This window comes from Mesorhizobium sp. M2A.F.Ca.ET.043.02.1.1 (assembly GCF_003952405.1).
In the GTDB taxonomy this organism is placed as follows: Bacteria; Pseudomonadota; Alphaproteobacteria; order Rhizobiales; family Rhizobiaceae; genus Mesorhizobium.
In genome coordinates this window covers 2,591,793-2,611,307 of sequence record NZ_CP034445.1, presented here as the reverse complement: position 1 = coordinate 2,611,307, position 19,515 = coordinate 2,591,793, and the positions used below count along the sequence as shown (strand labels likewise).

The window sequence follows — 19,515 nt, the reverse complement described above, 5'->3', positions numbered from 1 at the left end:
GATTGCCCGAACCCAGCCTTGCCGAATTCGCCGATGCTTTTCCGAGGCAGCTTTCCGGCGGCATGGCGCATCGCGTCGGCATTGCCCGGGCACTCACCGTCCAGCCCGAAATCCTTGTGCTCGACGAGCCGCTGGGGGGCGCTGGACGCCATGACCAAGATCGCATGCAGGAGGAACTGGCGCGCATCTGGAGAGAGGAGAACGTCACCATGGTGATGGTCACCCATGACCTGGAAGAAGCGATCTATCTAGTCGACCGGGCGCTGATCCTGCCCAAGGACAAAGGCGGCGCGGCGCGATTGATCGACATCGACATGCCTCGCGATGCCGTCAGCAACTCCTGCGCGCGCTCATCAAGGACGTCGTGGCGGACGTCGATGACGAAGCGCGCGATGTGATACTGACCATCTACTGGCATGGAGCCCAGCACTTGCAGGTGCGTGTGCGCAAGCCCAAATCCGGCGAGCATGGGCAGCATACGCCCGAAGAAGCCCTGGCGATCATGCGAACCATGGCAACGCGATGGTCCGACGCCGATATTGCCGCACCCTCAACCGCATGGGCATGCAGACGGGCCAGGGAAAGACCTGGACCGCCGGCCGCGTCCGGTCGCTTGCGCACGGTGCACAAGATCAGCGGCTACCGATCTTCCGGCAAGAATGGCGGGTGGCTCACCATGTCGGATGCGGCCGGGAAGCTCGGCGTGTCGCACGTGAAAATCCGCCGTTCATCAGGGATGGCCTCTTGCCGGCCGAGCAGGTCAAACGCGGCGCGCCCTACCAGATCCGCGCCAGCGACCTCGAAGACGAACGGATCAAGGCCGATTTGGCGCGCAATACTCCGCGTCGCATCGACTACGACAACCAGGAATCGCTGTTTTCCGCCATTTGAAGAGGGGGTGCATAATGGATCAGTTTTCGCTCTCGGAAGAAAGTCCTGGCTGTTCTGCGGTTCCGATCGCGGCGGACAGCGCGCTGCCGTTCTCTACAGCCTGATCGTCAGCGCCAAGATGAACGATATCCCCGCAGGCCTGGCTCGCCGACGTCCTCGCCCGACTGCCCGCCTATCCGGTACATCGGATCGATGATTTGTTGCCGTGGAATTGGAGATCCGCAAAACTGCGACCCAACCAGCTGCGGCCTGATCATGCAGCGCAATAAGGTGCATCACGTCTACACCGTCGAACGTATCGCCTGGGAACTCGGCGTCAGCGAAGCGCTCATCCACGAACTGCCCCTCGCTGCCGAGCCCGAGGACGGCGTCATCTGGGTGTACGGCGCCAATGATGACAACGGGATCTTGGCCTTCACCGATGAAGGCATCGAGGAGCTCAAACTCCTCCTCGAAGAATATCATCGCGTCTCCCCATCGAAAGCTTGACCCCAGCACTCCGGTGCTCAGGTCCTCATGGCCGCCGGATACGCACGTCTGCGGTCTTCAGCGGATGCGTACGTTGCGTCTGTCGTTCGCTGAATGGAAAGAACTGTCTGCGGAGGCACATCTCCATCATGCAGGGCCAGAAGATGATCGCCGACCTCCTTGTCCGCCGACGTGAGCCGATGATTTAGGCGGAGAAAATCCATCCATGTCGGCGTGCGGAATGTCTCCGTCCAAAGCGAGGGCGTTTGAAGGTTTCGCTGAAGCGTCCAGTTTCGAGCACCGGCACGGCTCTGAACATGACGCCGGGTCCGCATGTAGCCCAGAAAGGCGTCAATGTTCTCCTCAGGTATGGAATACTCGGTTTTGGCAACGATAGGGCCACTTCTCGGTTTCAGATCGAGTGCCAGTTCCGGCGGATGGAAGCCGGAACTCTCTTGATCCGTTTCTTCCCGGGGTCCCACCGGCAACACTATTCCCGCAACTGCCACCAGCAACAGGGCTAGTGCGGCGCCCTCCAAAGCCCATGTCAACGAGTAATTCTGCGCGACAGAACCCCAGATCCAGCTGCCGGCTGCCATACCGCCGGCGCTCAAGGCGTAGTAGATCGAGAGCGTGCGGCCAACAACCCACCTAGGGCTTGCCAGCTGCACCGACAAGTCAATGCCCGTCCAAGTGACTAGCCAACCCGCCCCACCGAGCGCTAACGAAATGGCCGCCGCGGCAATCGAAGAAGTAACTGCAAGGCAAAGGCAACATGCTGCACAAGCGACGGACGCGAACGCCACCAGCCTGTTTTGAGACGTGATACGCCTTAGGTAGCTGTTGCTCATGCCAGCGATGAAAGCACCCATGCCGAAACTGGCTAATAGGACGCCATAGGCGATTGGGCCGCACTTCAACTGATCCCGGACGACGAGAGGGAGCAGCGCAAAGATCGCTATACTGGTCACCCCGAAAAGAGCTGCTCGGGCGATCGCCGCCCTGATCTCCAAGGACATCGCCGTGAAGCGCACGCCGTCATGAATTGCCGTCGTCATCCTCTCGCGAGGGAGAGGAGAGGAGCGGACTTGCCATTTGGTGCGCCATATTGCGCTTAGAGGGATTAGATCACTGAGCGCAGCCAAGGCGAAAGCGGCCAGAGGTCCGAAGAAGGCCATGATCACGCCGCCAAAGCCGGTGCGATGCTGCGCACGATGTTGTACCCGACCGACACAAGCGTCACCGCGGCGGGAATGTCGCGCTTATCGAGGATATCGCCGACGGAAGCATGCCAAGCCGGATCGGTTAGCGCAAAGCCGCAGCCGGCCAGGAAACTCAGTCCGAGTATGAACCAGGGGCTGACAAACCCCAGCCCGACAGAAATCATCAGCGTCGTCGATGCCGATGCTATGAGGCAGTGGCCCGCAAACATCACCCACCGCGGCTGAAATTGTCGGCGATGGCTCCGGCAAGGATCGAGAGGAAGAACACCGGCAATGTCGAGGCAGCCTGAACAATCGCAACCATCAGATCGGAAGCCGAAGTAGTTGCCATCAGCCAGCTGACGGCAACCGTTTGCACGAGCCAACCCAGGCTGGATATTTGTGTGGCCGTCCAGATCGTGCGAAACACCGGGTTCCGAAATGGAGCGAGCGTTGCTGAAATAGGCAGCTGGTGATCTTCGCGCTGCATGATGTCTGACTGCCTTCGACTAAGCGTTCACTTCGGTAACGGTTGCTGGAGTAATGTGACAAACAAGCTGAAATTGAGAGTGCGGTCGCGTCCAAAGACTTCAATTGTTGATGGCAACCACAGCTGAGGGTTCTGTCGCAAAACGGAATGGCAACCCATATCTGGCACGAAGGCCTCTCTTTTTTCGGGGAGCTCGCTTGCTATGTTCAAAGGCCGTCATTTCGACCGAGCCTGCGCGATCTGAAGGAGATGATGGCCGAACGTGGCCTGAACGTCGACCATTCGACCGTGCACCGCTGGTCGTTCACTTCTCGCCCCAGCTTCTGGAGCGCTTCAACGGGCGCAAGCGCGCCCTCACCGGCAAGTGGCACATGGACGAGACATGCATCAAGATACGCGGCCAACGGATGTATCTCTATCGTGCCGCTTCTTCCAGAAAGCCCTGGAGCGCCACGGCAGACCGGATCGCATCTTCATCGACGGTAGCCCGACCAATCATGAGGCGATCATTTCCTGCGACGCCGAACTACCGTCTGCGAAATCCATCGCGACGAGCGCTGAAGCCGATCCGCTCCGCAACAGCAAGTACCTCAACAATCGAGACCGAGCAGACCATCGGCACATCAGCGCCGCGCTGTGTCAATGCTCGGCTTCAAGTCGATGGCCGGTGCCGATGCCGTCCTTTCCGCGTCGAGATAGTTCACATGATGCGCAAACGGCAGGCGCGGTTCGCCTATTCACGCCCCTCGATCGCCGAGCAGTTCGAAATCCTTGCAGCATGATCATCGGCGCGAAAGCGTCCCCTTGTGACCAAAAGCACGATTTGCGACAGAACCATGTAAACTGTTGCGCACTTTACCCCCGTCAATTTGGACTATTCTCAGCGCCTACATGGGAAGTGAAATCGTTTTAATAACGTCGCTCAGCGGCCGATATGGCAAGCCTTTTTTTTCTGCCGACAGAGCATGGGTCAGGTGGCCACCATAGCAACAGACTCCGTCACACAGGCTTTCATCGTCAGTAATGGTCTGCACGGATTTGAGACTGGCGATGTAACGGATGTAAGGGAAAGTTCGCGCTGTGAGCAGCCGCGTAGCGGTGTTGGCCACCATTGATGGAATGTGATCGCAGTTGTAATGCACGACATTTTCTTCGCGATACGAGTGGTAGAGCGATGCAGAAGAAGTACAGGTTTCGATCAATTCGCGATCACAGGCTGTACAGTCGCACAGTATGCTGCCTCTCTGCATGGCTCCAACCATGCTGCGGTCGATCAGGTACTCCATTTTTCGCTTCGGAAGATCGGAGCGACGCACCGCACAGTTGAGGACGATGTCCATGTCCGACAGTGCCGCCGCAATCGTGTCCTGAGTGCGTGAAGGATCTTTGTTATTCATGACGATCAGGTTGGTGTCGGTTGCGCCGATGTAGTCGACGCCTTCGGTTTCGAAGCGCGCGTTGGCTTTGCAATTGAAATCCTCACGCCCTCGAGTGACAACTACGGTCAAGGCAATCCCTAGGTCCGACAAGTATTTGAATGCGGACAGACCGATATTGCCGCATCCGATGATCAGAGCCCGCCCTCCGGGAAGACCGCTCTCATTTCGCGGGCAGAACACTCCTTTTTCCTTGGAGCACAACTCCAACGCCCGCTGAGCGAAGAGATAGCCAGTCAGTTGGCTCATCGGCTCAAGCAATGGATACCGGCTAGCTTTTCCCACCCACTCGTAAGCGATTCCCAGAAAGCCTCTACTGATGAGTTCAGAGACGTCCCGAGGATCAACGTTGTTCTCATCAAAATGCAGATACGTGAATAAGATGTGATGCGGAGCATAGTCAGAATATTCTGAGCGCAGCGGTTCCTTAACCTTGAGGAGGAGCCGCGCCCGGGCGAGGACCTCATCTTTCATCGCAAGCTTCCCTCCGCAGACCTGATAATCCGCGTCCGAGAATCCGGCCCCTTCCCCGGCACCGATTTCAACATAAATGTGGTGACCGAGGCGCGAAAGAGCTTGCGCCTGGATCGGCTGGAGTGCGACACGTCGCTCGTCTTCTTTGATTTCCTTCAAAACACCGATGTTCATCGTTGAAACTACCTTTGCAGTCTTCGGCCACGCTGCTATCCAATCCGCTGTCATTCCGTACGCACCGTTTTAGTGTGGCACTTTGTGTAGCGGTCTGGCTCGGGGGTGTCGGTTCCAGTGTCAGACAATACGCCGAGCCGCCGCTGAGCAGGGAGGAGAACACGAGGTCACTGATGCGAAATAGCCCCGGTCCGTGAGTTGTCGCTGGAGCCGTGGGGCTGCAGCTAGAGAGGTCAGTCTCCTTCCAATTCCAATCCGGTTGAGGCAGGCGCTATAGAAAAGATTTCTGCTGCGTTCTGTGCTCCGGCGGGGCTCCAAGCATTGGCATCAATTTTTTCAAACATGCCTTATCAGATCCCAGGCGGAACATACCTCGTGTTCGGATTGGCGGCTGCGAATTTTCTGTTAACTCGATTTGCTTTTTTGTTACAAAAAGCTGGAATGCAACGAGTGGATTGTAGGCGAACCTCGCCTGCCGTTTGCGCATCATGTGAACCATCTCGACGCGGAAAGGACGGCACGGCTATAATCATGCCGTCCTTGCTTCAGTCGTAGGTGAGCGCCTGCAATCTCATCTCGGTATCAAGAGCCCGGGTCAGGAAAACGGTCTGCCGTCAGATGGTAAAGGCGTCCTGCGACCGAGCCTGTCCTCCAGCTTGTCGAGCACGGCTGCAACCTCATGTCGCTTCAAACGCTACTCTAACTTTAAAGCTGCTCTAACTTATAATGGCAGCCGGCTGGCCAAGCCTTTCAGCATCTGGATTTACGCCGATGCCTGGGGCTTCCGGCGGCGCGATATGGCCACTGTTGCGATTTGGGGCGTGTGTATCGAGCCGCGGAGTAACGTAGCCCGATAGATCGCACGTATTCATGATCCGGCTTGACGGGGTCGACGCCGCCAAGTGGAGGATTGCGCCCGTGGTAACATCCGATCCCCAAGTGTCCTCGATGCACATCTGGGGGCCGAGGTGCAGACACAGATCGCGAAGTCGCCGAACGGCACTAAGCCCTCCCGATTTGGAGAGCTTTAGGGCTACGGCATCCATACAGCCAAGATCATAAGCCCGAAGCAGCGAAGCCGTATCGTGCGCGTTTTCATCGATCTTCATCGGCAGCCCGGTTGCCGCGCGAACAGCGGCACACTCCTCAAGAGTTGCACAGGGTTGCTCCAGCATGATGTCGTATGCTGCGACAGCCTTGCCAACGCGTGTCGCATCCAAGCGAGAAGCCGCGCAGTTCCAGTCGCCATAGACGAGGGGACCCATGCCAACAGCCTCTCGTACAAGACGTAGCCGAGCGACGTCGGCTTCCCAGTTGATATCGGCACCTAACTTGACCTGAAACTGCGTCATACCGTCTGCCTGTGCCTCTCTAGCGATGACGGCCATTTCATCGGGCGCGATACAGGTGATCGAGTGGTAGAGCGGTATGCGAGCCATCTGGCGTCCACCGAGAAGCGCATAAAGAGGTAGCTTCGCGACTTTGCCTGTGATGTCCCAAAGAGCCAGGTCAAGGGCGGATTTTGCGTAGGCATGCCCCTGTAGCCAACTGTCAACCCGGCTCATTAACGCTTCCGGGCCGATCGGATCAGCTCCGATGATGACAGGCGCAAGATATTCCAGCGCGGGGCGCACGCCTTCAGCATAGGCAGGTAGATAGTGGGGAATCGGACAAACCTCACCCCAGCCAGAGATACCTTCCGACGTATCTACGCGGAGCAATATTGAGGTGACAGTATCGCAGGTTTTTCTATCTGCCATGTGATAAGGAACATAGCTGGTCAATGGCACTTGCCAAACTACTAGTCGTGTAATTCTCATTGCTGTCGCCGCTCCTTCGTTTGCGATGCTCTCGAATAATTGCATATGTGTCTGCTAACCGGATCCGGATCGCACCGCTGGCTGGCGCGCAATGGTCGGCCTCATGTTAAAGTTCGTAGTGATGCTTACCGTTTTGCGTGACGGTGATTTCTTTCGAAGAATCCTCCCTTTGGCGGTCCATAAGGCGCTGGATTCAGGCGGGCCGAGTGGGCGAACTTGCCGGTGTCGCGCCCCAATAGTGGCCGCGGGTGCAGGTTACCCTAGCGATGACTAGTTCGACTGGTTCGTTAAGAACGCCGGTCGCCCGCAGTTGGGGACGGAAAACAACCGCGCCGACAGCGTCGGCCCCTCGCGACGGACAAATTCTTTCGCCAGATTCGGTCCAATCATGCTAGCTGCAGGGCCACTTCTTTTGTGACGTTTCGCATGGCCAACCCGGTCGGTGTTGTCGAGGCGGTACAATTCAGCATGAACCTAATTGCGTCAGAATCCATTTTGCCGATCCAGAGTGCTGCCTCCGGCGATTGTTATTGAAACCGTCCTAATCCGCGTTCCCGCCTCGTTGCGGAAATCGCTCGCCCTAGGATCTCCTGATATGCGTCATCGAGAAAACCGAACGGCTTACTGCAACTCTCGCGCGCGTCCGGCGCCATTCCTGGTTTCCCAGATTGACTCGAAGTTGCGTAGCATCACTTCCGCGACGCTGAAGGTGTGCTTTCCTTGCCGGGAAGTTAGGCGAGCGTCGATGTCAGGATAGATAAAGAAAGGAAGGGAAATTCGTTCGGCCGGACCACTGTGTACGACCCGATGCGGCGTGCTCCTGAAGCGGTCGTCGCTTAGGGCCTGAAGCATGTCGCCCAGATTGACCACGAGACTGTCGGGGAGGCTCGGCGCCGGCATCCAACGCCCGCCGAACCACACCTGCAAGGAGCGCGTGGGGAGTTCCTCCTGCAGCAGCAGCGTGAAGAACCCGTTGTCGGTATGCTTTCCAGCTGTGCCGCCAGTAGATGGATATCGGATCACGCGTTGGAGGACCGTCGGCGGGCTGAAATGGCGTGGGAACCAGCCCTCTTCCATATCGAGCAGGTCGGCCAGCGCGGTCCCGAGCTGCGGCACAACCTCGTTGACCACGGTAGCCTGCAGAGCAAGCAGGCTTCGAGCGAAACCAGGAGCTAACGCGTCATCCGGAAGGCGTGTGCGACCAGCAAACGGACGCCGGTCACCTTCATTCTCGATACCGAGGTCGAACATTTCCTTCGGATCGGGGCCGGCGTCGGGATGTAGCACCTCCCCGTGCAATGGACTGTACCCACGAGCGGTAGCAGGGTACACGTTTTGTGCGGAGTGACCGAAGCGTTCCTTTGCCGACTGTGGCAACGCGAAGAACCGCCGGCAAGCCTTGATCGCTTCGGAGATCTGTTCTTTCGGGATTCCGTGCTCAAGGTAGAAGAACCCGTACACCTCGCAGGCCAGGCGAAGGCGATCGCGCTCTTCGTGTCGCGTTGCATCGGATGACAGTTTCGCCAGTGAGATTTGCGGTAGCGTGATCATTGTTGCTCCTTCATTGGTGCGTTGGCTTTATCGGTCACCTGGAAAACCCAGTAATGCGCGCCCTCCTCCGCGATGTATTTTCCGTCGTTGAGACATTGGGCCGTCACAAGCACGCCCGTATCCTGTAGACGCCGCACTTCATCCCCAAAGGATGTGGTCTCCGCATAGCTCTTGCGGGTGCTTGCGATGATGAATCCGTTGGGGCGCGTCACGCGAGCCAGTTCGCGCAGTGCGTCCGGTCGGATGTGCCCGAGCGTGAAGACGCCGCAGCAGACCGTAATGTCATAGCTCGCGGTGGAGTAGCCGGAGAGCGGCCCGTTAAGGTCGACATCGCCTCGGACATGCCGGTATGCGCGGGTTTTCCGGGCCTGTTCGGCCATCTCCTCGGAGAGGTCGATCCCGTCGATCAACCGGAAGCCGAGGCGTTCCAGTTCCACGCCGACGAGGCCCGTTCCGCAGCCGGCGTCCAGGATTGCGATGGCTGCTCGCTTATTGGCCAAATAGGCTGTCTGCACCGTGCCCGCCAGTTCCGCAACAATCGCCGGCCCGCAGTATTCATCCCGGCCGACATCCAACTCGTAGGAACTTGCCCATTCACGATAAAAGCGTGCCAAGCGATCGACGTCGCCGTCGAGCGCATGGGAATCCTTGATGCGTTTGCGTGCGGCTTGCTCCAGTGCGGTCCCCTGATCGAGGGTATTCATGTCAATTCCTCCGTATAGGGGCAAATTAGGTGCGGTACAGTTCTCATCGGCGGCGCAATTGCCGCGAACCTTGCGATCATTGGTCGCCCCATGCTGCCCGTACCAATGAATCCTACGCGTTCGGCGCTACGGAAACAGCCCGCTCTTAAAGTCGCTACATTAGACTTCCGAAAGCATTAATTTGCTTCGAAAGGTTATGTTTCTCTTCCCCATATTTGACGTCAGAATAGGGACCAAACTCGTCCTGACGACAAGCTAAAATATGTTAAAAAAGTATGTGAATTCTGTAAGGCGACTTTATAATTAGCTCTAAAAAACTCGAATACAATCGAGAGCTGTTCGACAAAAGACGGAATGCGCGGAACCCGTGGAAATTCGCGTTGGTGGGCGTTACGGAACCGTGGGAGACCAGGAACTTCCGATCCTGACAATCTCTCCGTCGAAAGCGCGCCAGCAGCCAAAGGTCGTATCCACGCTTTCAAGCTTCCAAAAGAAGCTTCGAATCAGAACGTAGTCTTAACGATTTTACGGCCTTAGGCTGATCCTACCCCGGCCAATTCGTCAGTCTCACTGCCTGACCACCACTCGCCAATTCGCGCGCGGACATTGCAACAGATCTTTCAAGTAACTTTGCACAATCTTTACGACCGCAAATCGCTGAAAATGGTACGTTCACGACAATGATAGGAGGTCAGTCCGAAAATCAATGCCTATGCAAACTGATGTATGCTCAGACGGCCGAATAGCAAGCGACATGAGGGCAGCAGCCATGACAAGAAGAGCGCTCATATTAATCGAAATCTATCCATGGGACGTTGGTCCGCTCTACGTCCAAGCGGCCCTGCGTCTTGGTCTTCACCCAATTATCCTTTCGGCTGATCCAGCTCGGTACAACCGTCTGACGCCGCAAAGCATCGTCATTCGTGTCGATACAGACAACCTCGACGCGCTGATCCACGAATGTCTTCAGCTACGTGCGAACTATGACATTGCTGGGATTACAAGCACCGGTGACTCATTCTATGCGACAGTTGGAAAGCTCTGCCGGCATTTCGATTTACCCGGACCCGACCCCGAATCCGTTGAACGGTGCTGCGACAAATTAGTTCAACGTCAACTCCTCGCGGAGGCGGGCGTCCCAATACCTGCTTATCGTTTAGCAGCGAACGCGACGGACATAGAACGCTCTGCCACAGAGATTGGCCTACCAGTGATTCTTAAGCCGGCCGAAGGGAGTTTTAGCTGCGGAGTCCGCTTGTGCCGCACCGTCGATGAGTTATTCGAACATTCGACCTATCTGTTGGGCGGGAAGCATAAATGGCAGTCTTCGCCGAGGATACTGGTCGAAGAATTCGCACAAGGCCCGTATTTTAGTGCGGAGATAATGGGGAATGACATCATTGGGATCGGGACCGCTGACTTGGGCGATCTTCCATACTTCGTATTTCGAGAGTGCGCCTTCCCGGCCGCGCTGGCCTATGACCAGCGTAAGTGCATCGCCGAAGTTTCGCTGAACTGTTTGCGAGCTCTCGGCCTTGGCTGGGGGCCAACAGGCATTGAGTTCCGGTGGACGATGCGTGGCCCAGTCGTCATCGAAGTCAATCCACGTCTTCCTTGCACACCAACTCCCCAACTGATTCGGCTGGCTTACGGCATCGATCTTGTCACCGAGCACATCAAGCTGGCGATCGGCGAGGCATGGGATTTGCAAAAAAGGCAATCCCACACTGCAGCCGCGCGGCTACTTGTTCCAGACCGCGATGGCATAATTGATTCGATCGTTGGCGAGAGTCGGGCGGTCGCACTATCCGGTGTCGCCGAGGTAAATTTCCGCGTTGAACCCAAGACGCCGATTCTCAGGAAAGGCGATTCCCGAGACTGGATTGGCTATGTCATAGCCGCTTCACCTAGCCTTGCGCGGACGGAGGAGATACTTGAGGGTGCCGTCAGCTTGATCGATTGGTCGATCACACCATTTTCGACCCGCGGCGAAACAGGAACAACTTGAGGCCCTTCGCCGCGGAGGGGGGCGCAGACCAAAAAATTTCACTTGGATGTCGGCGACATGATGGAGCCCGAAGACGAACTAGAGCGTGTCTTCAGTTAGGGGATTCCCAAATCAGTGTTTGAGTGCTTCATAGGTGGTCGGTTTGATTTGGGGAACCGACCGATGCGGCGATACGGACTTCGCGACGACCAGTGGGATCGGGTCAAGGATTTCCTGCCCGGCCGTGAGGGCCATGTGGGCGGAACGGCGCAGGACAACCGGCTGTTTGTCGAAGCGGTGCTCTACCGCTACCGGGCGGGTATTCCCTGGCGCGACCTGCCACCACGTTTCGGGGACTGGAAGATTGTCTGGCAACGCTTCGACCGGTGGGCCAAGAGTGGCGTTTTTGACCGATCTTCAAGACTTTGGCCAGTGATCACGACAACGAGTACATGTCGCTGGACGCAACCATCGTGCGGGCTCACCAACACAGCGCCGGCGCCCAAAAAAAGCGGGCGAAAACCAAGCCATCGGACGCTCCCGAGGCGGACTGATCACCAAGATCCACGCCGTGGTCGACGCCTTGGGCAACCCCGTCGGCTTCTCTTTGACCCCCGGCCAAGCCTCCGATCTTAGCCAACTGGGCCGCTGCTCGACCAAGTCGACCCGCAAGCCCTTCTTGGGGACAAGGCCTACGACGCCGACGCCCTCATCCAGACCCACAAGGACCGCCGAATCACCCCGGTCATCCCACCCAAGGCCAACCGCCTCATCCCGCACCAGACCGATTTCGCACTCTACCGCGAGCGCAATCTCGTCGAGCGGTTCTTCAACAAGCTCAACACTTCCGCGCCATCGCCACGCGTTATGACAAGACCGCGCGCAATTTCCTTGCCGTCGTCCAACTCGTCGCCATAACTTTCCTCCTCAACTGAGGACACGCCCTAGTAGTCGTCCCTGAAGAACCCACTTGCTAGTCGACCGTGAACTAATCCGCAAGCCATTGATCTGGCCTGGGAAGCGGATAGCGTCTTTTGAATTGCAGGATTAGCGGTATTTGGACGCTGTTTTCCTGCAATTCGGTTTTCGATTCCCTTGTGCTGCGGAGCGTGATTCACTCGGTTCGGCGGCGGCGAATCGAGGGGACGGCGAATGTCCAGGCCACGCGAGAAGCGCGAGACGGGAGAGCAGGACCTGTTCCGCTCCAGGCTCGATCAGATCATCAACATGAAGCACGAACTGGTGCGGCTGGCGCAGGCGATCGACTGGCCGGTGCTGGAGGAGCGTTTCGGCGCCGTCTATTCGGACGGCCCCGGCATGCCGCCGCTGCCGACCCGGCTGATGGCGGGGCTGGCGATCCTCAAGCACACCTTCAACCTGTCGGATGAGGTGCTGTGCGAGCGCTGGGTGGAGAACCCTTACTTCCAGTATCTCACCGGCGAGACGTTCTTTTGCCATACGCTGCCGTTCGACCGCTCCTCGATGACGCGTTGGCGCAGCCGTATGGGCGAGGAGCGGATCATGGTGCTGTTGCAGGAGAGCCTCAGCCTCGCGGTCAAGACCGGGCGATGAAACCGGCCGACACGCGCCAGGTGATCGTCGACACCACCGTGCAGCCGAAGAACGTCATGTTCCCGACCGACGCCAAGCTCATCCATCGGGCACGCGAACGGCTGGTGCGGCTGGCCAAGAGGACGGGGCTCCATTTGCGCCAGAGTTATGTGCGGGTCGGCAAGCTGGCGCTGATCAGCCACCAGCGCTATGCCCACGCCAAGCAGTTCAAGCGGGCCAACAAGGCGCTACGCAAGCTCAAGACCTATCTCGGCCGGACCATTCGCGACATTGGTCGCCAGATCGCCGGCGATGCGGGGCTGGACGCGCTCTTCAAATGGCCGCTGTACCAGCCTGCCACCGTTCTCGAGCAACGTCAGCGCCAGCGCGGCCGCAAGATCTACAGCCTGCACGCGCACGAGGTGGAATGCATCGGCAAGGGCAAGGCACATATGCCCTACGAGTTCGGGGTAAAGGTGTCGGTGGCCACCACGCTGAAGCGCTCCAGGGGTGGCCAGTTCGCCCTGCATGCAAAGCACTGCCCGGCAATCCCTATGACGGCCACACGCTGGCAAGCGTCATCCCCGACATGGAAAAGACCATCGGCAACGAGATCGGCCGCATCCTCGCCGACGCCGGCTATCGCGGCCATAACGCACCGCAGAGCCACAAGCTCAGGGTCTTCACCGCCGGCCAGAAACGCCGCGTCACCCCAGCCAAAGCGCCAGATGCGGCGGCGCTCGGCGGTCGAGCCCGTCATCGGCCACATCAAGAGCGAACACCGCATGGGCCGCAACTACCTCGCCGGCCAGCAGGGCGACGCCCTCAACGCCATTCTGGCCGCCGTCGGATACAGCTTCTCCCTCCTGCTCAGGTGGCTGAAGGGATTTTTGTGGCTTCTCATCGCAGCCCTACAAAGTCAGCCGAAAGAGCTCGAAGCCTGATCCCTCTCATTGTTCACGGCCGACTTGCTATGCTGCCGGCTTGCGCATCTCGGAGGCGGTTCAGCTGAAGCCCACGTGCGCCTGCCAAAGGGCGTCGCAGACGATCGCCCTGGTGACGCCGCCGAAGAAGGCGAGCGCCCGCACCTGGCCCTCGATCCAGTCCGGCAGCTTCTGGCTGGACCTGGCAAAGGCGAAGGTCAGATTGGAGGCGCCCAGCACCGCGACAACTTTTCGGCAAAGCGCCGACGCAATGTGCCCCGTGTTGGGCGTTGCACCAAGGTAAGGCAATTCCTTGTTCTAAATCCTCTCGCTGGCCAGTAGCACTATCCGCGCCCTCGCGGCAGGCCTTGCGCCGTGCCTCGACGCCGGACCAGACCCTCCAGTTCCCTCCGCTCTGCTGCGGAGCCAGCGCCTTGAGCAGCGGCCAACCTGGACTCGTCCCGTCCTCCAGAAGCAAAATGTTACGCAGATGCTTGTCCACCCTGACCCGAGCCATCCTCCTGCACGCTGTCGCCGTTGCGCGCGACGAAGACCGCAACGCTTCATCGCGCTTGGCGTAGTGGCACTGGGACCGCCCATGGAATGACTCATGCGAGGCGTCTCAAGGCTGTCCGCGATCCAGCGCCAGATCTCTGCCTGGCCCGAGGCGCGCAGAGCTGGCCGGTTGTGCAGGAGCCGTCGGCAATATCCGCCTTCCTCGTTCGGATGGGTAACGCTGGCGTCTCCCGTCGCATTCTATCTCGCTTTCCGAACGTAGCCGTGATGCGAACTCTTGCTGCATATAAAGTCGAATCAGGGGGATTAGGGTCATACGATACGGAGTCTTGACTTTGGCAGTCGCTCTGTGACATTACCTATATAAGGGCCGAAAGAAGGCGATATGGATCATGTATAGGTCACAGAGACCCGAATGACGGCAACGCATAAACGCACCTATTCGCGCTACGCGATGGAAGCGCTTGGCCTTTTCGGTAAGACCGTCCGGCTTGGCCGGATGCAGCACCGGTTAACCGCACAGGAGTTAGCCGAGAGAATCGGTGTTTCACGCAGCACCCTGCAGCGCATCGAGAAGGGCGATCCCAAAGTCGAAATCGGACTGATGTTCGAAGCTGCTGCCATTGTCGGTGTGAAGCTGTTCGATGCCGACGGCAATGGCATCACAGCCCTCACAGGCCGCATGGACGATCGCATCGCGCTGCTGCCGAAGCACGTCTACAAGGCCGGCAAGCAGATCGTCGATGAGTTCTAAGGTCCCTAAGTACGACGAAGCCTATGTCTGGGTCTGGCTGCCGGGCGAGACCGCGCCGGTTGTCGCCGGGCGGCTATATGCCCATGACGGACTCGTCAGCTTCAACTATGGCAGGAGCTTTCGTGAACTGGGCAGCGCGATCCCGCTTTATCTCCCGGAACTGCCCCTGAAGGCAGGCGAATTGCCTTTGCTTCCTGGCCTAACCATGCCGGGATGCATCCGCGATGCTGCCCCTGATGCCTGGGGACGACGGGTTATCCTAAACCGCAAATTCGGTGTGAAGGGCGATGAAATCGCGCGGCTCGATATTTCAGAACTGACGTTCTTGCTGGAATCAGGCTCGGACCGCATCGGCGCGCTCGATTTTCAGTTTTCGCCCATGCATTACGAGCCGCGCGCACTGGCCAATGCCACTCTCGAAGAGCTTGTCCAATCGGCGGAGCGGGTAGAGAAAGGTTTTCCGCTCACCCCCGAATTAGATCAGGCGCTGCATCACGGCAGCTCGATCGGCGGCGCAAGGCCAAAGGCGCTGATCGAGGATGACGCCGTCAAGCATGTCGCGAAATTTTCCTCGTCTGCCGACCTTTACAGCGTCGTCAAAGGAGAATTCATAGCCATGCGGCTTGCCGCCTTGTGCGGCATCAGAGCGGCATCCGTCTCGCTCGTTCGCGCCGCAGGCAACGACGTGTTGCTCGTCGAGCGATTCGACCGGATCAAGGTCACGGGCGGCTGGCAACGCAAATCCATGGTCTCAGCGCTGACGATGCTCGCGCTCGATGAGATGATGGCGCGTTACGCCAGCTACCAGGATTTGGCGGAGATCATTCGCCACCGATTCACCGCGCCGTCGGAAACTCTGCGCGAGTTGTTCAGCCGCATTGTCTTCAACATACTTTGCGGCAACACCGACGATCATGCCCGCAACCATGCGGCATTCTGGGACGGGGCTAGGCTCACCCTCACGCCTGCGTACGATATTTGTCCGCAGGCCCGCAGTGGCCAGGAGGCCAGCCAGGCCATGCTCATCAGCGGCAATAACCGCATGAGCCGGATAGCGTCCTGCCTTGAAGCCGCGCATCACTTCCTGCTCAGCGCGCCGGAAGCTCTTGCGATTGTTGAAGGCCAGCTCCGATGCATTGCCGAGAATTGGCCGCGTGTCAGCGAGGAAGCTACGCTATCCGGCATAGATCGCAATCTGTTCTGGGGCCGACAGTTCCTCAATCCCTACGCTTTTACGGCGCTGGAAGGAAGCGCCGACGTTCTCCGCGCTCTGGCTGACGAACTACGCAACAGTGTTCACGCCTGATCCGGCGCTGGATTTCGGACAAGCTCGGCAAGCGCAAGACGCCCACAATATGGACAACCCTTGCCGTGCCAGGACGAAGATTGAACAAACGGCTCTTCAACAGTGACAACGTGCACTGCGGAGAGATGTGGAGCTGACACCGCAAAAGCCCAAGACGCGCGACTTCCCGCGATACAACTCCACATAACTGAGCGTCTACAAGCGGTGCAGCCAGCCAAACATCCAGCCATCAAAGCGATGATCGTCTGATCTTTTGCCGATGACATCACGTCGGGGAAGACTTGTTCGAGCGCTTGCCGATTCATATCGATACCGGCCTGGGCGTAGCGCATCGTTAGTTCAGCCCGAGTGGCCTGGCCATCGACTGATGGTGGCGATGTCAACACCCGCCTTAACGAGGTGGATGCCGTCGTGTCCCGCAAAGGGCGATGATGGATGCTTTTTTCAGCCAGGGTGGTTCCTTCGCCCGCAGCCATGTGTGCGCAGCAAGTATCGAACACCGAACCGGGTGAGCAGTGTGGGGCGGTCGTTGCTTTGCTCGGCGGGACAGGGCGATACCAGACGAAGGTCACAATAGAAGATTCAGGATCCCTGAACTCGTGCATCCGTATTGAACATCAGCGAAAACAGAGCGTAATCCCGCTGTCCAGAAGGCGTGCGGCGGTCGATACGCGCCAGGACGCTCTTGATTTCCGGGCTCATCGAGATGTTCGACAGGTGCCACCCACGCGCCCTCTTGAAGGGAAGTGTCACCACCAGTTGCAGCGTATCCATATATTCGGGGTGCTCCGAAATCAGGAACCGCGCAAAGGCATGCATCGCCGCCAGCCTTGCATTGCGGGTCGCAACTGCCACGCTCGACCTCAAGTGATGTGAGAAAGCTGCCCATCCTGTCGGTATTGATGTCGGAGACCGCTTCTTTCAAGAATATATTCCCGCTCTCCCGCGGCATGAGCCCGTGGCATGCTTCGGCCCAATGCTGTGGATTGATGTTTCTTCATGCCACAACCTCGCTGACGAGACCGCCGAAAGCCCCTTCAAAGCGGTCGGTGGCGATCTCTCGCAGCTGCGGAAGGTAGTGCATTGATTTTTCGTGGAATGGGGACCCTGTTTAAAGGGTGATTTTCGTCCAAACGGGACCCTTTAACGATGGGGTCATCAAGATGCCTCCGGCTTGATCGGAGGCATTTGTGTTTTGGATGTTGGTTTTAGAGACGATTGCAAAGATACGTCGGCTGTCGCTGGTCCAGCGGAAGTCGATCAAAGCGATCTGCCGTGAGCTGAAGATCTCGCGCAAGGTGGTGCGCAAGGTCCTGCGTTCTGAGGAGACGCAGTTCCGCTACGAGCGCAAGCACCAGCCCTATCCCCGCATGGGAGCTCGGCGTGAGACGCTGGACCGGCTTCTGTCGGCGAATGCGGCCAAGCCGCAGCGGCAGCGGCTGCCGGTCGCTTCGACGGCTTCCATTGCATTCCCCCGTCGGTGTCGAAGACCTGCACGGTGCGCTTCGACAACAACAAATACTCGGTGCTGTCGAGTGCCGTCGGTCGGCCCGTCGAGATCCATGCTTGTGTCGATCGGATCGCATCCGCCAGAGGATGGCGTGGTCGTGGGAGAACACGTTCGCTCCTTTGGCCGCAACGAGGCCGTCTACGATCCCTGGCACACGGCGCGCGCCGTTCCTTGGCTGGGTCCTGCGGTCGGCAATGGAGAAGGTGCGGCGCAGCTCAAGGCGGTTGATGACGTCGACCGGCAGATGGTGTTGATCCTCACCTGGGTGCTGACCGACGGATTGAGCGCGGTCGAGGCCGCCTGTCAGGAAGCCATCGAGCACGGTGCATCGTCGGCGCCGGTGATCCTCAACATCCTGGCCCGCAGCCGCGATCCGGCGCCGGGCACGATCCTTTCCATTCCCCAGGCGCTGGAGCTAGCTCACGAGCGGTCGCCGACTGCGCCCGCTATGACAGTCTCAGGAGGACAAACAGCCATGGAACGCACCGAGGTACTGGAACTGATGGGAGCGCTGAAGCTCTACGGAATGCGCAGAGCCTATGACGAGATCATGGGCGCGTCGCCATCAAGCGACGGCACGAGCCGCCCAGGATTGTCGGTGATCTCTTGCAGGCCGAGATATCGGAGAAGCAGGCCCGCTCCATCAAATACCAGTTCGCTGTCGCCAAGTTGCCGCTGGCCAAGGACATCGACGACTTCGACTTCGCCGACACGCCGGTCACCCCCTGATGCGCGATCTCGCCCGGCGGCGCCTTCGTCGCCGATCAGCGCAACACCGTCCTGGTCGGCCGCCTTCACGGGTCACCCAACTCGCGCGGAAGGTCGACCGCATTGTGACGGGCGCGTGTCGACTTCCCAACAATGTCAGACAGGAGACACAACGCTATCGGAGCGATCGCATTGCCCGAAATGATTTTCCCAGTTGGCACGACAATTGCGGTCCTATGCGCAAAAGCAAACTAGACCTGAGAGCCGCACCGCATGAATGTAGCCTCCCAATATCTGCCGCTTGTGGCGCATCACGAAGCCGGGCACGCGGTGGCCGCCATCGTTTTGCACCGTCAGATGTTCGACGACGACCGTGAACTCCCTGCTTTCTCAAGTGTTAGTATTTACCCCCACGCCGGTGACGGAGAGTGCGGTGGTGTTGTCGAAGGCGCGGGTTTTTATTTAGCGCAAGGATTCACCTCGAAGCGAAAGCCGATTTTCGAGGACGATATGGATCGATGTTTGGAACGCGATGATGCGATCCGGGAGATAGTTGCGTGTCTGGCAGGTCCTTTTGCAGAATCCGCATTCGAAGGCTATCTGGACCCGCGCGATATGGCGATGAATGCGTCCGATGGGAATGAGGGGAGCAGCGACTACGCGGATGCCAAGCGAATCTATGGTGAGTTGCGGTTCCTGATGCCGCGCCGCCCCGATTGGGGGCGGATCGAAGATTGCACGGCCCGGCTAGTACTCGATCACTGGTCGGCCATCGAAGCATTGGCCGCGCATTTGCTGGTCAAGTATGATCTCCAATTCGATGAGGCTCTGACGATTGTTGCGCCGCATCTTCCGCCCATGCCAGCAGCTACGCCGCCAGAGCGTCATCCGCAGCCTGCTTGATCAGCCATTCGATGTGATTTGACCACATCTGCAACACCTCGCGCTTCTCCTTGACGTTGCTATAGAGATTGTAGATTTCGCCAATGTCTGTCAAGGACGCCGCCTTGTGTTCACTATGTGCTCGATGACGTGTGGCAATACCTGCCG

The 19,515-nt window shown here is 58.4% G+C and carries 12 protein-coding genes and 9 pseudogenes; 13 read left to right on the top strand and 8 right to left on the bottom strand.

Annotated features, from left to right (window positions below; all coding sequences use genetic code 11):
* Positions 1 to 17 precede the first annotated feature (17 nt).
* From EJ068_RS12440 to EJ068_RS12425, 4 genes and pseudogenes are all read left to right on the top strand, one after another.
* Positions 18 to 398, top strand: a pseudogene (locus tag EJ068_RS12440) (ATP-binding cassette domain-containing protein); the annotation flags it as partial.
* Positions 323 to 891, top strand: a pseudogene (locus EJ068_RS33235) (helix-turn-helix domain-containing protein); the annotation flags it as partial. The pseudogenes EJ068_RS12440 and EJ068_RS33235, both read left to right, overlap by 76 nt.
* A gap of 28 nt (positions 892 to 919) precedes the next feature.
* A pseudogene (locus EJ068_RS12430) lies at positions 920 to 1,160 on the top strand (transposase domain-containing protein); the annotation flags it as partial.
* Positions 1,147 to 1,380 (top strand): hypothetical protein, encoded by a 234-nt coding sequence (locus EJ068_RS12425; RefSeq protein WP_129554544.1) that lies wholly within the window; start codon positions 1,147 to 1,149, stop codon positions 1,378 to 1,380. The pseudogene EJ068_RS12430 and the gene EJ068_RS12425, both read left to right, overlap by 14 nt.
* Positions 1,381 to 1,397: 17 nt before the next feature.
* On the opposite strand, the pseudogene EJ068_RS12420 reads toward EJ068_RS12425, so the two are convergent.
* A pseudogene (locus tag EJ068_RS12420) lies at positions 1,398 to 3,051 on the bottom strand (MFS transporter).
* A 231-nt stretch (positions 3,052 to 3,282) separates the two neighbouring features.
* Between EJ068_RS12420 and EJ068_RS33230 the strand changes: the two are divergent.
* Positions 3,283 to 3,833 (top strand): annotated as a pseudogene (locus EJ068_RS33230) (DDE-type integrase/transposase/recombinase); the annotation flags it as partial.
* 105 nt (positions 3,834 to 3,938) lie between these two features.
* Here the strand turns inward: EJ068_RS33230 and EJ068_RS12415 are convergent.
* The 4 genes from EJ068_RS12415 to EJ068_RS12400 all read right to left on the bottom strand — a co-directional run bounded on the left by EJ068_RS12415 (position 3,939) and on the right by EJ068_RS12400 (position 9,210).
* Positions 3,939 to 5,135 carry a hypothetical protein gene (locus tag EJ068_RS12415; protein ID WP_189512611.1) on the bottom strand — a complete coding sequence of 399 codons (1,197 nt, stop codon included), beginning with the start codon at positions 5,133 to 5,135 and terminating at the stop codon, positions 3,939 to 3,941.
* A 716-nt stretch (positions 5,136 to 5,851) separates the two neighbouring features.
* Positions 5,852 to 6,955 (bottom strand): enolase C-terminal domain-like protein, encoded by a 1,104-nt coding sequence (locus EJ068_RS12410; protein ID WP_127295381.1) that lies wholly within the window; start codon positions 6,953 to 6,955, stop codon positions 5,852 to 5,854.
* A gap of 621 nt (positions 6,956 to 7,576) precedes the next feature.
* Positions 7,577 to 8,506 (bottom strand): 2-oxoglutarate and iron-dependent oxygenase domain-containing protein, encoded by a 930-nt coding sequence (locus tag EJ068_RS12405; protein WP_127295856.1) that lies wholly within the window; start codon positions 8,504 to 8,506, stop codon positions 7,577 to 7,579.
* A complete protein-coding gene (locus tag EJ068_RS12400; RefSeq protein WP_129554542.1) occupies positions 8,503 to 9,210 on the bottom strand; it encodes a class I SAM-dependent methyltransferase in 708 nt (235 codons plus the stop codon). The genes EJ068_RS12405 and EJ068_RS12400 overlap by 4 nt, the downstream gene beginning before the upstream one ends.
* 769 nt (positions 9,211 to 9,979) lie before the next feature.
* Between EJ068_RS12400 and EJ068_RS12395 the strand changes: the two genes are divergently transcribed.
* From EJ068_RS12395 to EJ068_RS12385, 3 genes and pseudogenes are all read left to right on the top strand, one after another.
* Positions 9,980 to 11,218, top strand: coding sequence for an acetyl-CoA carboxylase biotin carboxylase subunit family protein (locus tag EJ068_RS12395; RefSeq protein WP_127294575.1), 1,239 nt, complete (start codon positions 9,980 to 9,982; stop codon positions 11,216 to 11,218).
* A gap of 162 nt (positions 11,219 to 11,380) precedes the next feature.
* A pseudogene (locus EJ068_RS12390) lies at positions 11,381 to 12,132 on the top strand (IS5 family transposase).
* A 217-nt stretch (positions 12,133 to 12,349) separates the two neighbouring features.
* Positions 12,350 to 13,692 (top strand): annotated as a pseudogene (locus EJ068_RS12385) (IS5 family transposase).
* 60 nt (positions 13,693 to 13,752) lie between these two features.
* Here EJ068_RS12385 and EJ068_RS33225 read toward each other — a convergent pair.
* On the bottom strand, positions 13,753 to 13,980 hold the full coding sequence (locus tag EJ068_RS33225; RefSeq protein ID WP_245463519.1) for a hypothetical protein: 228 nt from the start codon (positions 13,978 to 13,980) through the stop codon (positions 13,753 to 13,755).
* 622 nt (positions 13,981 to 14,602) lie between these two features.
* Here EJ068_RS33225 and EJ068_RS12375 point away from each other — a divergent pair.
* Complete coding sequence (locus tag EJ068_RS12375; protein ID WP_024505831.1) at positions 14,603 to 14,941, top strand: helix-turn-helix transcriptional regulator; 339 nt, start codon at positions 14,603 to 14,605, stop codon at positions 14,939 to 14,941.
* Entirely contained in the window at positions 14,931 to 16,247 is a 1,317-nt protein-coding gene (locus EJ068_RS12370) for a HipA domain-containing protein (protein WP_128364392.1), read from the top strand. Before EJ068_RS12375 ends, EJ068_RS12370 begins: the two co-directional genes overlap by 11 nt.
* Before the next feature lie 582 nt (positions 16,248 to 16,829).
* Here EJ068_RS12370 and EJ068_RS12365 read toward each other — a convergent pair.
* Positions 16,830 to 17,102 (bottom strand): hypothetical protein, encoded by a 273-nt coding sequence (locus EJ068_RS12365; protein ID WP_095486041.1) that lies wholly within the window; start codon positions 17,100 to 17,102, stop codon positions 16,830 to 16,832.
* A gap of 586 nt (positions 17,103 to 17,688) precedes the next feature.
* Between EJ068_RS12365 and EJ068_RS33220 the strand changes: the two are divergent.
* The 3 genes and pseudogenes from EJ068_RS33220 to EJ068_RS12350 form a co-directional block, all read left to right on the top strand.
* Positions 17,689 to 18,222 (top strand): annotated as a pseudogene (locus EJ068_RS33220) (IS21 family transposase); the annotation flags it as partial.
* A 10-nt stretch (positions 18,223 to 18,232) separates the two neighbouring features.
* Positions 18,233 to 18,546 (top strand): annotated as a pseudogene (locus EJ068_RS12355) (ATP-binding protein); the annotation flags it as partial.
* Positions 18,547 to 18,738: 192 nt separating this feature from the next.
* On the top strand, positions 18,739 to 19,368 hold the full coding sequence (locus tag EJ068_RS12350; protein ID WP_127294579.1) for a hypothetical protein: 630 nt from the start codon (positions 18,739 to 18,741) through the stop codon (positions 19,366 to 19,368).
* Here the strand turns inward: EJ068_RS12350 and EJ068_RS33645 are convergent.
* Positions 19,334 to 19,462: a hypothetical protein gene (locus EJ068_RS33645; protein ID WP_135907184.1), complete on the bottom strand. Its 129-nt coding sequence runs from the start codon at positions 19,460 to 19,462 to the stop codon at positions 19,334 to 19,336. The two genes, EJ068_RS12350 and EJ068_RS33645, sit on opposite strands and share 35 nt — an antisense overlap.
* Positions 19,463 to 19,515 lie beyond the last annotated feature (53 nt).